The organism is Luteolibacter yonseiensis, assembly GCF_016595465.1.
Taxonomy (GTDB): domain Bacteria; phylum Verrucomicrobiota; class Verrucomicrobiia; order Verrucomicrobiales; family Akkermansiaceae; genus Luteolibacter; species Luteolibacter yonseiensis.
The window spans coordinates 64,143-76,581 of sequence record NZ_JAENIK010000004.1; the positions used below are offsets into that span (position 1 = coordinate 64,143).

Annotated in this window: 13 protein-coding genes; 11 read left to right on the forward strand and 2 right to left on the reverse strand. The window is 59.7% G+C overall.

The genetic code is table 11. The features are described from left to right. Positions 1-85: 85 nt before the first annotated feature. Entirely contained in the window at positions 86-778 is a 693-nt protein-coding gene (locus JIN84_RS02015; RefSeq protein WP_200349335.1) for a DUF2062 domain-containing protein, read from the reverse strand. Here JIN84_RS02015 and JIN84_RS02020 point away from each other — a divergent pair. The 11 genes from JIN84_RS02020 (at position 760) to cysN (ending at position 11,600) form a co-directional block, all read left to right on the forward strand. Continuing rightward, positions 760-1,650 (forward strand): undecaprenyl-diphosphate phosphatase, encoded by an 891-nt coding sequence (locus JIN84_RS02020; RefSeq protein ID WP_200349336.1) that lies wholly within the window; start codon positions 760-762, stop codon positions 1,648-1,650. The genes JIN84_RS02015 and JIN84_RS02020 overlap by 19 nt on opposite strands. A 164-nt stretch (positions 1,651-1,814) precedes the next feature. Beyond that, a complete protein-coding gene (locus JIN84_RS02025) occupies positions 1,815-2,318 on the forward strand; it encodes a GbsR/MarR family transcriptional regulator (RefSeq protein WP_200349337.1) in 504 nt (167 codons plus the stop codon). Then, positions 2,315-2,866 (forward strand): transcription termination/antitermination protein NusG, encoded by a 552-nt coding sequence (nusG, locus tag JIN84_RS02030; protein WP_200349338.1) that lies wholly within the window; start codon positions 2,315-2,317, stop codon positions 2,864-2,866. Before JIN84_RS02025 ends, nusG begins: the two co-directional genes overlap by 4 nt. Positions 2,867-2,999: 133 nt before the next feature. Further along, positions 3,000-4,172: a UDP-galactopyranose/dTDP-fucopyranose mutase family protein gene (locus JIN84_RS02035; protein ID WP_200349339.1), complete on the forward strand. Its 1,173-nt coding sequence runs from the start codon at positions 3,000-3,002 to the stop codon at positions 4,170-4,172. Next, a complete protein-coding gene (locus JIN84_RS02040; RefSeq protein WP_200349340.1) occupies positions 4,169-5,107 on the forward strand; it encodes a GDP-L-fucose synthase family protein in 939 nt (312 codons plus the stop codon). Before JIN84_RS02035 ends, JIN84_RS02040 begins: the two co-directional genes overlap by 4 nt. Positions 5,108-5,127: 20 nt before the next feature. Continuing rightward, on the forward strand, positions 5,128-6,246 hold the full coding sequence (gmd, locus tag JIN84_RS02045; RefSeq protein ID WP_200349341.1) for a GDP-mannose 4,6-dehydratase: 1,119 nt from the start codon (positions 5,128-5,130) through the stop codon (positions 6,244-6,246). A gap of 12 nt (positions 6,247-6,258) precedes the next feature. Beyond that, complete coding sequence (locus JIN84_RS02050; protein ID WP_200349342.1) at positions 6,259-7,020, forward strand: WecB/TagA/CpsF family glycosyltransferase; 762 nt, start codon at positions 6,259-6,261, stop codon at positions 7,018-7,020. 45 nt (positions 7,021-7,065) lie between these two features. Beyond that, positions 7,066-8,454, forward strand: a complete 1,389-nt coding sequence (locus JIN84_RS02055) for a UDP-glucose 6-dehydrogenase (RefSeq protein WP_200349343.1) — start codon at positions 7,066-7,068, stop codon at positions 8,452-8,454. A 58-nt stretch (positions 8,455-8,512) separates the two neighbouring features. Next, positions 8,513-9,118, forward strand: coding sequence for an adenylyl-sulfate kinase (cysC, locus tag JIN84_RS02060; RefSeq protein WP_200349344.1), 606 nt, complete (start codon positions 8,513-8,515; stop codon positions 9,116-9,118). A gap of 219 nt (positions 9,119-9,337) precedes the next feature. Then, positions 9,338-10,243, forward strand: coding sequence for a sulfate adenylyltransferase subunit CysD (cysD, locus tag JIN84_RS02065; RefSeq protein ID WP_200349345.1), 906 nt, complete (start codon positions 9,338-9,340; stop codon positions 10,241-10,243). Between the two features lie 112 nt (positions 10,244-10,355). Beyond that, positions 10,356-11,600, forward strand: a complete 1,245-nt coding sequence (gene cysN, locus JIN84_RS02070) for a sulfate adenylyltransferase subunit CysN (protein ID WP_200349346.1) — start codon at positions 10,356-10,358, stop codon at positions 11,598-11,600. 84 nt (positions 11,601-11,684) lie between these two features. Here the strand turns inward: cysN and JIN84_RS02075 are convergent, their stop codons facing one another. Beyond that, entirely contained in the window at positions 11,685-12,371 is a 687-nt protein-coding gene (locus JIN84_RS02075) for a TVP38/TMEM64 family protein (RefSeq protein WP_200349347.1), read from the reverse strand. Positions 12,372-12,439 lie beyond the last annotated feature (68 nt).

Consider the following 12,439-nt stretch of genomic DNA (forward strand, 5'->3'; position numbering starts at 1 on the left):
GTGTACTTCTGGCTCACATGAGACCAGCTCGCCCCTTTCAGGATTTCACCGAATCACCCGGAACACACCCACCCCATTCCCCTCATCAGGGCACGGGAACATTTCCCGGACCTTCCGCGGACGTGCGTTTTTTCCGGTGCCGCCGCACGGGCAGGTGGTGCGGCAGCATGGCGGAAAACAAATGAACCAGAGGATACGCCAGCAGCGCCATGAGCAGCCCCATGGCCGTGAATCCGACGAAAAAGTTGCTGATCGAAACCAAACCCACTCCCGGCAGGGTCATCTGGGCCTTCTCGAAGGGCACGTGCAGGTGAAACGTCTCGATCACCCATTGACCAAGGCGGATCTGGGCGAACCAGAACGGAACATTCGTGAATGGATTGCTGATGAAACACGCGGCCACCGCGAAAGGAACGTTCGCCTTCACGCGCATCGCGAGGATCGCCGCGACGATCGACTGCGGAATGATCGGCACCATTGAGAAATACAAGCCGATGGCCAGGCCGGTCGCCACCGTATCACGACAGGGGACCCACAAGCTGCGCTCGAAGAGGGGCTTGGTGATTTTCTGCCACCAGGGACGGTGGCGCAGCTTGCGGTGGCGCAAGGCACGGAAAGCCCTGCGCACCATGCGGAGGTAGTGGACTTTCATGGCAGCGTTGGCATCGGGGCCGGGAACATCCGCCAGTCCCGGCGACGAATCAACCTCAAATGCCTTGCCTGCCTGCGACACTTTCCGCAGCTTTCCCGCAGTTCCATATGCAACCTTGGCAAGCATTCATCCTGGGAGTGATCGAGGGGATCACCGAATACCTTCCCGTCAGCTCCACCGGCCACCTGCTCGTCGCACAGCATTTCATGGGCATCGGCACCGCGAGCGCCACGGAAAAGGCGGCGGCGGACATTTTCGCCATCTGCATCCAAGGCGGGGCGATCCTTGCGGTGCTCGGCATTTACATGAAACGCGTCATGCAGATGCTTCGGGGCGTGCTCGGTCAGGATCCGGACGGTCTCAGGCTGGCCATCATGCTCATTGCCGGATTTCTTCCCGCAGCCGTCATCGGGGTGTTGTTCAATGACAAGATCGAGGAAAAGCTCTTCGGCACCACACCTGTTGTCATCGCATGGATCGTCGGTGGTGTCCTCATCCTCGCAACGGCCTGGTGGCGGAAGCGGAACCCTCTCGTCGGCAGCGGCAAGGACCTTGTTTCCATGACTCTGAAAATGGCGCTCATCATCGGACTGCTGCAGTGCGTCGCCATGTGGCCGGGCACCAGCCGCAGCCTCATGACCATCGTCGGCGGTTTGCTCGTCGGACTCTCGATCCAGGCCGCGGTGGAGTATTCATTCCTGCTCGGAGTCCTCACATTGACCGCCGCCACAGCGAAAAAGGCGGTTTGGAAGGTGGATGCGGCGGGCGTCAGTGCGAAATATGACGTCTGGTTCGGCGGGATGAAATTGCTTACGGACACTTATTCTCCCGTAGCGTTGATCGTCGGCATCGTCGCCGCCGCGGTGTTCGCGGCCATCGCGGTGAAGTGGCTCGTCTCGTATCTCCAGAGCCACGGGCTTTCCATATTCGGCTGGTACCGCATCGCCCTCGGCGCGGGAGTCGGCGCCCTCGTGCTCGCGAACGTGGTTCCCTCATGAGAGTCCCCATCTCTCGTTTCCCGGTCGGAAAAATGTCGCCCGCAAACCGGAGAAACTGAAAATTCCAATGCAACAGCATTGGTTTCCAGCCGTATAGAACGGAACAACGCCTTATTTGTTCATTTTTTATTGAACAAACGGATGGAACCGTCCACTGTCCGGCCATGGCAGATCTGCTCGATAGCGATCCCTACGATCTCGACCCCTTGGAACAACAAGTGGTCGCCTTTTTCGTCGATGGAGTCCGCGTGCTCGGACTGCCGCGATCCATTGGAGAGATTTACGGACTCCTTTTCATCTCCCAGACCGCGCTCTCTCTGGACGATCTGGTGCAGCGCCTCCACATCAGCAAAGGCTCCGCCAGCCAGGGGTTGCGCGCCCTCAAGAGCCTCGGCGCGGTCCGCGAAGTCAGCTCGGAAAGCGAGCGCCGCACCTATTACGAACCCTCCATCGAACTGAAACGACTGGTCGGCGGCTTCATCCGCGAACAGATCCGCCCTCATTTGGAGAGCGGAAAGACCAAGATCAACCGTTTGTCGAAAACCACCCAGGACATCTCCGATCCCGTGCGCAGGAAATTTCTCAACGAACGGGTGGACAGGCTCGAAAGCTGGCTTCGCAGCAGCGGCAGAGTTCTTCCGGTATTGCAAAAGCTCCTCGGCCAATGAATCCCGCCTCCCCCCAGCCACCGGAATGGTTCTGCGTCCGTTGCCAGACGAAACGTGAGCACATCGCCGCAAATCACCTGCGCGAGCTTGCGGAGGTGGAGGTCTTCTGCCCGCGTCTGCGCTACCGCAAGGCCACCCGCCGTGGAAAAATCTGGTGGGTCGAACCGATGTTTCCCGGCTATGTGCTCGCGAAGTTCGGGCTGGCGGAAATGGAACGCGCGGTCACCTACTGCCAGGGGGTCCGCGGACTGGTGAAATTCGGCTCCGAAGTCCCGCCCATTCCCGAATCATTCGTAGACTCCATCAAAAAAGAGATCCGCAACCGCAAGGATGCGACCGAGGACGAACTGCTCACCCTGAGCCCGATCATCGAAATCGGCGACGAGGTGGAGGTGGCACACGGTCCGTTCCAAGGCATGCAGGGAACGGTCGTCGCCGTTCCATCCGCCACGGAGCGGGTGAAGATCCTCCTCGAATTCCTCGGCGAGCAACATGCGGTGGACATGGACCTCTTCTCGATCCTCCTCCCCCGCCGGCCCCTCCCCTGATTCATCCCGGAAAATCCCCGCACAGGCGATTTTCCGCTCTCCCCCTCAACTTCCCAACGCCAGCTTCCTTACTTGGTTTCCCTCCCTCCGGAGAGAACGACCACGGGCGGCAGCGTCCGAGCCACTCACTTCCTTGGAAGCGGACCAATCCACAGATTTCCTCATCATCGGCGCAGGCTTCTCCGGGCTTGTCACCGCCGAGCGCCTTTCCGCGGCAGGGTGGAAATGCGTGGTGGTGGACCGCCGCCACCATCTCGGGGGAAATGCGTATGACCGCACGGATGCCGCCGGGGTGCTCATTCACCAATACGGCCCCCACTACTTCCGCTCCAACTCACGGCGCATCGTCGACTACCTGTCCGCGTTCACCGGGTGGCATCAGGTCAGCTACACGATCAGGAGTCATGCCCGTGGCCGTTACTGGAACTTTCCGATCAACCTCAACACCTTCGAACAGTTCATCGGCAGGGAATCGACGACCGCCGGTTTCGAAGACTGGCTGGAAAAGAACCGCATCCCCATTTCCGAGCCGGCCAACTCGGAAGAGGTGATCATTTCCCAAGTCGGGCGGGAACTCTACGAGCTGTTCTTCGAAGGCTACACGCTGAAACAATGGAAGCGCCACCCGCGCGAACTCGACGCCTCGGTCTGCGGCCGCATCCCCATCCGCACGAACCGCGACGACCGCTACCTCTCCGAGACATTCCAAGCGTTGCCGGAACGCGGCTACACCGCCCTCTTTGAGAACCTGCTGGAGGCCTCGCCCGGTGTGGAGCTGCACCTCGGTGTGGATGCCGGTGAGGCCCGCGCCCGGTGGAAGCACAAACACCTGGTCTACACCGGAGCGGTGGATGAGTTCTACGACCGCCGCTTCGGCCCCCTTCCCTACCGCTCCCTGCGTTTCGAGGCCGAGTCATTCAGCGGCCCGCAACTGCTGGAACGGGAGAAGATCTCCGGCAAACCAGGCTTTTGGCAACCCGCCATGCAGGTGAATTATCCGGATGCGGAAGTACCTTTCACCCGCATCGTCGAGATCAAGCACGCCACCGGACAGGACATCGCGGCGAGCACGATCATCAGGGAATTCCCCAAGGACTGGACACCGGATGAGGAGCCCTTCTATCCCGTCCCCGCCCCGGAATCCCGCGCCGCTTACCAGCGGTATGCGGAACTCGCCGCGGCGGAAAAGTCCGTCAGCTTCATCGGCCGCCTGGCAACCTACCGATATTACAATATGGATCAGGTAACAGGCATGGCCATTGCTGTGGCAGAGCGGCTGATCGCCCGATACGGAACCAATTTATGAAGAAACTATACATCGCAGGCCACCGCGGAATGGTCGGCAAGGCACTCGTCCGTGAGGCGGAAAAACTCGGCGGTCACGAAATCATCACCACCACGCGCGATCAGCTCGACCTCTGCGACCAGGGAGCCGTCTTCGAGTTTCTCGGATGGGAAAAGCCGGACATCGTCATCATCGCGGCGGCCAAGGTCGGAGGCATCCACGCGAACTCCACCTACCCGGCGGATTTCATTTATGAAAACCTCGCGATCGCCTCGAATCTCGTGGAAGGCAGCCGGCGCGCCGGCGTGCCCCGCGTGCTGTTCCTCGGCTCGTCCTGCATCTATCCGAAAATGGCGCCCCAGCCGATGCCCGAGGACTGCCTTCTGACCAGTCCGCTGGAAACGACGAACGAGGCATATGCCATTGCGAAAATCGCGGGCCTGAAACTCTGCCAGCATTACCGCGCCCAGCACGGCCTGACCTACCACAGCGCCATGCCGACCAACCTCTACGGTCCCGGTGACAACTACCACCCGGAGAACTCCCACGTCATCCCCGCCCTCATCCGCCGCTTCCACGAGGCCAAGGAGCGCGGAGACTCGTCCGTCACCATCTGGGGCACCGGCACCCCGCGGCGCGAGTTCCTGCATGTGGATGATCTCGCCGCCGCGTGTTTCCACCTGCTGGGACTGGAATCCCCGCCGGACTGGGTGAATGTCGGCGTGGGCGAGGACATCACCATTTTCCAGCTCGCCTCGCTCGTCGCGGGCACCGTGGGCTTCACCGGAGACATTCTAACAGACCCCTCGAAGCCGGACGGCACGCCGCGCAAGCTGATGGACATCTCCAAGATCAGGTCCACCGGCTGGACACCCGGAGTTTCGTTCGAAATCGGCCTTGCTGCCGCCTATCAGGATTTTCTATCAACTCTCGCGACCGGAGTTGCCCGCCTCTAACAATCAACCACCCCACCCTAGTGAAAAAAGCACTGATCACCGGCATCACCGGACAAGACGGTTCCTATCTGGCCGAATTTCTTCTCGAAAAAGGCTACGAAGTCCACGGCATCAAGCGTCGCGCTTCCCTATTCAACACCCAGCGGGTCGACCATATCTACGAAGATCCGCATGTGGAGAACTCACGCTTCCGCCTGCACTATGGCGACCTGACGGACAGCTCCAACCTCACCCGCATCCTCAGCGAGATCCAGCCGGACGAGGTTTACAATCTCGGCGCGCAGTCACACGTCGCCGTCTCGTTCGAAGCTCCGGAATACACCGCGGACGTGGACGCCATCGGCACGCTGCGCCTGCTGGAGTCGATCCGTTTCCTCGGCCTCGAAAAGAAGACACGCTTCTACCAGGCCTCCACCTCCGAGCTCTACGGCCTCGTCCAGGAGATCCCGCAGAAGGAGACCACCCCATTCCACCCCCGCTCGCCCTACGCGGTGGCGAAGATGTACGCCTATTGGATCACGGTGAACTACCGCGAGGCTTATGGCATGTATGCGTGCAACGGCATCCTCTTCAACCACGAGTCCCCGCGCCGCGGCGAAACCTTCGTCACCCGGAAGATCACCCGTGCGATTTCCAACATCGCCCAAGGCCTGGAGTCATGCCTGTTCCTTGGAAACATGGATTCCCTGCGCGACTGGGGCCACGCGAAAGACTATGTCCGCATGCAGTGGATGATGCTCCAGCAGGAAACCGCGGATGACTTCGTGATCGCCACCGGCAAGCAGATCTCCGTGCGCGAGTTCGTGAAACTCTCCGCCAGGGAAGCCGGCATCGAACTGGAATTTTCCGGTGAGGGAGTGGATGAGATCGCCACGGTCAGCAGCATCCTGGATCCGGAAAAAGCCTGCGCCGTCAAGGCCGGTGATGTGGTCGTCAAGGTCGATCCGCGCTACTTCCGCCCTGCGGAGGTCGAAACCCTGTTGGGCGATCCTTCGAAAGCGAAGGCCAAGCTCGGCTGGACTCCTGAAATCACCGTGGAGGAAATGTGTGCGGAAATGGTGGCTCACGATCTCAACATCGCCCGCAGCCATTCGCTGCTCAAGAGCCACGGACACCACGTCCCGGTATCCAAGGAATAAACTTCCCGCCGTTTGAAAATCATCTCCATCATCGGCCTGCCCCTGGCTGCAACCACCTACGCGGGGGCGGTCGAATGGATCCTCAACCATGCTCTTAAGCGCGGCGGAACCTATGCGGTCGAAGCGGCGAACACCCACGTCGCGGCCCTCGCCCGCACGGACCCGGAGTTCGGACAATCCATGCGCGGTTTCGACCTCATCTGTCCGGACGGAATGCCTCTGGTGTGGGCGCTCAACTCCAAACTCCCCGACGCGGAAAGACTGACCGACCGGGTCTACGGCCCCACGCTGATGCTGGAGACCCTGCGTGCCACGGAAGGCAAGGCCACGGAGTTCAAACATTTCCTGTTGGGTGGAAAACAATCCACACTGGACAGCCTGTTGGAAAAATTCGCGATCCGGTTCCCCGGCGTCGCAATCGCCGGCACCCATTCACCTCCATTCGGAGAATGGCCGGAGAACGAGTTCGACACGATCTCTGAAAAAATCCGCCGGTCCGGAGCAAACCTGATCTGGGTGGGCCTCGGCTGCCCGAAGCAGGAGCACTGGATCGCATCAAACAAGCACCGCCTGCCACCCGGAGTGTATTTCGGCATTGGCGCGGCATTCGCCTTCCATGCGGGCGAGGTCCGCCAGGCGCCGCCTCTGATCCAGAAATGCGGCATGGAATGGGCTTACCGCGTGGCGATGGAACCTCGCCGCCTTTTCAAACGCTACTTCACCTACAATTCACTCTTCGTCTATCACCTGCTCCGCGACCACGTGCGGGGTTGAACATCTCCCACAATCACCCACCCCGAACCAACAAAACACGACTCTATGAACGTCAAATCCATCTGCTGCCTCGGCGCCGGCTATGTCGGCGGCCCCACCATGGCCATGATCGCCGCCAAATGCCCGCACATCCAAGTGACGGTCGCCGACCTGAACGAGCAACGCATCGCCGCGTGGAACTCCGACACCCTCCCGGTTTACGAACCGGGCCTTGATGAGGTCGTGGCCTCGGCCATCGGCAAAAACCTCCACTTCACCACCGACATCCGCTCGGCGATCGCGGCGGCGGACCTGATCTTCGTCTCCGTGGGAACGCCTACGAAATCCTACGGCATCGGCGCGGGACGCGCCGCGGACCTGCGTTACATCGAGTCCGCCGCCCGTCTCATCGCCGAGGTTTCGGAAGGAAACAAGATCATCGTCGAGAAAAGCACCATCCCGGTGAAGACGGCGACCGCCATCAAGTCCATTCTCGCCGCCAACTCGCCGAACGGAGCGACGTTCCAGGTGCTCTCCAACCCGGAATTCCTCGCCGAAGGAACCGCCGTGGAAGACATGGAGGCACCGGACCGCATCCTCATCGGAGGCGAATCCACCCCGGAAGGCCAGGCCGCCGTGGAAGCTCTGGTCTCCGTCTATGCGAACTGGATTCCCCGCGAACGCATCATCACCACCAACCTCTGGTCCTCCGAGCTTTCCAAGCTGGTTGCGAACGCCTTCCTCGCCCAACGGATTTCCTCGATCAACTCCATCTCCGCCCTTTGCGAAGCCACCGGTGCGGATGTGGACGAGGTCGCCCGCGCGATCGGGATGGACTCACGGATCGGACCCAAGTTCCTCAAGGCCTCGGTCGGGTTCGGCGGCTCCTGCTTCCAGAAGGACATCCTGAATCTCGTCTATCTCTGCGACTCGTTCAACCTGCCCCACGTCGCCGAATACTGGCGCCAGGTGGTGCACCTCAATGACTGGCAGAAATCACGCTTCGTGGAGAAGATCGTCCGCACGCTTTATAACACCGTCAACAGCAAGCGCATCGCGATTTTCGGATTCGCATTCAAGAAGGACACCAACGACACCCGCGAATCCGCCGCCATCCAGGTCTGCCGCGATCTGCTGAACGAGCGCGCCCACCTCGCGATCTACGACCCGAGGGTCAGCGTGGAAACCATCACCCAGGATCTGATCTACGCCGGTGTCTCACCCGAGCTCATCGCCTCGAACATCGAGTTCTGCTCCGATCCATACTCGGCCGCGAACGGAGCCCACGCGTTGGCGACGCTCACCGAATGGGATGAATTCCGCACGCTGGACCTGCCACGCATCTACGACCTCATGTTGAAGCCAGCCTTTGTCTTCGACGGCCGCGCCGTCCTCCCGGCTGACGCTCTCGTCGCCCATGGTTTCGACGCGTTCATCATCGGCAAGGGTGCCTGAGACGGGGGAAGAAATTCACTCGCACTCCCCGGGCTCCGCGTTGTATCTTCCGTCTCCAATGTCGAACATTCATCCAGAGTTCCACCGGTTCCTCCACCGTCAGGATAAGGAAAACCTGCTGGGCCAGCGCGGCATCGTCGTGTGGCTCTGCGGGCTTTCCGGATCGGGGAAATCCACCATCGCGAACGCGGCGGAGCGCGTGCTCCACCAGCAGGGGCGCTTCACCACGATCCTTGACGGCGACAATCTGCGCACCGGACTCAACTCCAATCTCGGTTTCTCGGATGACGACCGCTTGGAAAACATCCGCCGCATCTCGGAGGTGGCGAAGGTGTTTGTTTCCCAAGGCATCATCACGTTTGTCTCCGCCATCACCCCGAGGGGAGAACTGAGGGATCTGGCGCGGGGACTTCTGGGAAACGATCTCTTCGAAGTCTATGTGAAGGCGAGCTACGAAGCTTGTGAACAACGCGATGTGAAGGGACTCTACGCCAAAGCCGCCCGCGGGGAGATCGCCCATTTCACGGGAAAAGACGGTTCTTTCGAACCGCCGAACAATCCGGACCTCGTCCTGGACACGGAGAAGTCCTCCATCGAGGACGCCGCCTTCGAACTACTGGAAGCGATCCGCGGGAAAATATCCGCGCACCGCCCCTTGGTCTGATCACCAATCCAGCCCGGGATCATTCTTAAAAAGCCGGAGTCCGCGGGGCTCCGGCTTTTTCTATGATTATATCTACCATTACTTTAATCATTACCATTTTACCCAAAATAATAATTAAATCTTGACCCGACTCGGTCCTGAACCTATCCCCACTGCTCCTTGTGAGCGAGTGGTCCACCCCCGTTTCCAAGGTTCATTCCTCCATCGAATCCGCATCTCATGCCCAACTACCAACTCAGCCATCTCGACCAGTTAGAAGCCGAAGCAATTTTCATTCTGCGTGAGACGGCAGCGCAGTTCGAAAACCCCGCCCTTCTTTTTTCCGGCGGCAAGGACTCGATCGTCATGGCTTGGCTCGCACGCAAGGCTTTCTGGCCGGCGCGCATGCCGTTCCCTCTCGTCCACATCGACACAGGCCACAATTTCGAGGAAACAATGACTTATCGCGATGAATTCGTGGAGCTCATCCGCGCGACGCTCGTCGTCGGCTCGGTTCAGGAATCCATCGATACCGGCCGGGTGGTCGAGGAAAAAGGACCGAACGCCTCACGCAACAAACTGCAAACCGTCACCCTGCTCGATACCATCGAGAAAAACCAATACGACGCCTGCCTCGGCGGCGGCCGCCGTGATGAGGAAAAGGCCCGTGCCAAGGAACGCTTTTTCTCCCACCGTGACGATTTCGGCCAATGGGATCCGAAAAACCAGCGCCCCGAACTGTGGAACCTCTTCAACGGCCGGAAAAATCCCGGAGAGCATTTCCGCGTGTTCCCGCTTTCCAATTTCACCGAGATGGACATCTGGATGTACATCAAGCGTGAGAACATCCCCCTTCCCTCCATCTATTTCTCCCACGAGCGCGAGGTCTTCGAGCGCAATGGCTCGCTGCTTGCCGTGACGGAGTTCCTCAAGGCCCAGGACCACGAACCGGTTGAGAAAAAAATCGTGCGCTTCCGCACCATCGGCGACGCGACCTGCACCGGCGCGGTGGAATCCAAAGCCGCCGATCTGGATGAGGTCATCGCCGAAGTCGCCGCCGCACGCCAGACAGAGCGAGGCACCCGTTCCGACGACAAACGCTCGGAAACCGCCATGGAGGACCGCAAGAAGGAAGGATACTTCTGAAAAGTGTCCGCAACCCAGTGAAATTCCGGTTACTGGCCACCTCCCAATACCCAACTCCACTCTTCAACTTTTCCCACTGATCACCTTCAACTGATCGTTCCCCAATTTTCAAATGGATCTTCTCCGCTTCACCACCGCTGGCTCCGTCGATGACGGCAAATCCACCCTCATCGGCCGCCTTCTTTACGACTCCAAGTCCATCTTCGAGGATCAGCTCGAAGCCATGGAGGAATCCTCGCGCCGCCGTGGGGATGAGAACGTGAACCTCGCCCTGCTGACCGACGGTCTCAAGGCCGAGCGGGAACAAGGCATCACCATCGATGTCGCCTACCGCTACTTCGCCACACCGAAACGGAAATTCATCATCGCCGACACTCCGGGCCACATCCAATACACCCGCAACATGGTGACGGGAGCCTCCACGGCCAACCTGGCGATCATCCTGATCGACGCCCGCAAGGGGGTGATCGAGCAAACCAAGCGGCACTCGTTCATCGCCAACCTGCTGCGCATCCAACACCTCGTCGTCGCGGTGAACAAGATGGACCTCGTGGACTACTCCGAGGAGGTTTACACAAAAATCATCAAGGACTTCCGGGAATTCGCATCCCGCTTGGACAATATCGTCGAAATCACCGACATCCCCATTTCCGCGCTGAACGGCGACAATGTGGTCGATAAATCCGAACACATGCCCTGGTACCAAGGGCCGACGTTCCTCTATCACCTGGAGAACGTCTATGTCGGCGGCGAGGAAAACCACGTGGACGCCCGCTTCCCCGTGCAGTGGGTCATCCGCCCGATGAGCGACGAATGGCATGATTTCCGCGGCTACGCGGGCCGGGTGGCCGGTGGCGTCTTCAAGCCCGGTGATGAAGTCACCGTCCTTCCCTCGGGCTTCTCGACCAAGGTCAAGGCCATCCACAGTCCGGATGGAGAACTCGAAGAGGCCTTCGCTCCGCAATCCGTCTGCATCACCCTTGAAGAGGAAATCGACATCTCCCGCGGCGACACATTGGTGAAAACCAACAATCCTCCCCGTGTGGAGCAGGACATCGAGGCGATGATCTGCTGGTTCTCGAACAAGCCGATGCCGCCGAAGGCGAAACTCGTCATCCGTCATACGACGCAGGAGACCAAGGCCATCATCCAGGAGGTGAAGTACCACGTGGACATCAACACGCTTCACAAGATCGAAGGGGTGACTGGTTTCAACATGAATGACATCGGTCGCATTTCCCTGCGCACCGCCGTCCCCCTGATCCACGACTCCTACCGCCGGAACCGCATCACCGGCTCGTTCATCCTCATCGATCCCGGCACCAACGAAACCGTGGCCGCGGGAATGATCATCTGAGAGCGGACTCAGGCATTCCGACAAACTGAAAGGCTGGAAGGAGGTGGATCGCCTCATTCCAGCTTTTTCGTACCGGACCGTTCTTCAACCCGCCACCTGTTTCCGTCTCGCCAGCCAGTTCCGGACCAATTGGGTGAGGACCACCCCGACCGCGATCAATGAAATGCCTGTCAGCGCGGGCATCAGCCGTCCATCTGCCAGCCCCACCCCGCTGAGCACGATCCCCGTACCGATGACGCCATTGCAAATGATCGAGACGGGAAGATACAGCAGGAACGGCACACGCAGGAATCCGAGAAGGTAATTCTGGAAAAAGTGGGGAATCCCCGGCGTAAGCTTCAGGATCAGAATGAGTTTCAGATGATCCCCTTTCGGCAGATCAGGAATTTTCACCGAGGTCGAGACGAGCAGTTTTTCCACCACCTTCCGTCCCGGTCCGGCAGCCGCCCAGTAGGTCCAGGCAAGGTTAAGGGTGATGGCGGCCAGGCTGAGCAGACAAGCCATCGCCGGCTGATCCCTCCAAACCACTCCGGCCGTGAATAACAAGGCGCTGAGAGGAACCGGAAAACCCGGCAGGATCACCAGTGCGGCAAACAATGCCCAAGGGTTTTTCACCAGATAGGCATTCAGCGAAAACCACCAGGACTTGAGATCGCCAGGTGTGATGCCCGTTTTCCACGCGATCCCCCCCACGACCAACAACAGAAGGCAAAAGAGTATCCCGCACGCACGCACGCGACCGTCGCTGAGCAATCTCCGAATCACATGCATCCGGCAGGAAGGTCCCTTTTCGCGGGAGGATTGGCAAGATTCATGTCCCCGGAGCCCTTATCGGACGA

Coding starts and splice junctions, on each gene's coding strand:
- JIN84_RS02020 (WP_200349336.1), top strand. CDS start 760: ATGCAACCTTGGCAAGCATTCATCCTGGGAGTGATCGAGGGGATCACC.
- JIN84_RS02015 (WP_200349335.1), bottom strand. CDS start 778: ATGCTTGCCAAGGTTGCATATGGAACTGCGGGAAAGCTGCGGAAAGTG.
- JIN84_RS02025 (WP_200349337.1), top strand. CDS start 1,815: ATGGCAGATCTGCTCGATAGCGATCCCTACGATCTCGACCCCTTGGAA.
- nusG (WP_200349338.1), top strand. CDS start 2,315: ATGAATCCCGCCTCCCCCCAGCCACCGGAATGGTTCTGCGTCCGTTGC.
- JIN84_RS02040 (WP_200349340.1), top strand. CDS start 4,169: ATGAAGAAACTATACATCGCAGGCCACCGCGGAATGGTCGGCAAGGCA.
- JIN84_RS02055 (WP_200349343.1), top strand. CDS start 7,066: ATGAACGTCAAATCCATCTGCTGCCTCGGCGCCGGCTATGTCGGCGGC.
- cysC (WP_200349344.1), top strand. CDS start 8,513: ATGTCGAACATTCATCCAGAGTTCCACCGGTTCCTCCACCGTCAGGAT.
- cysD (WP_200349345.1), top strand. CDS start 9,338: ATGCCCAACTACCAACTCAGCCATCTCGACCAGTTAGAAGCCGAAGCA.
- cysN (WP_200349346.1), top strand. CDS start 10,356: ATGGATCTTCTCCGCTTCACCACCGCTGGCTCCGTCGATGACGGCAAA.
- JIN84_RS02075 (WP_200349347.1), bottom strand. CDS start 12,371: ATGCATGTGATTCGGAGATTGCTCAGCGACGGTCGCGTGCGTGCGTGC.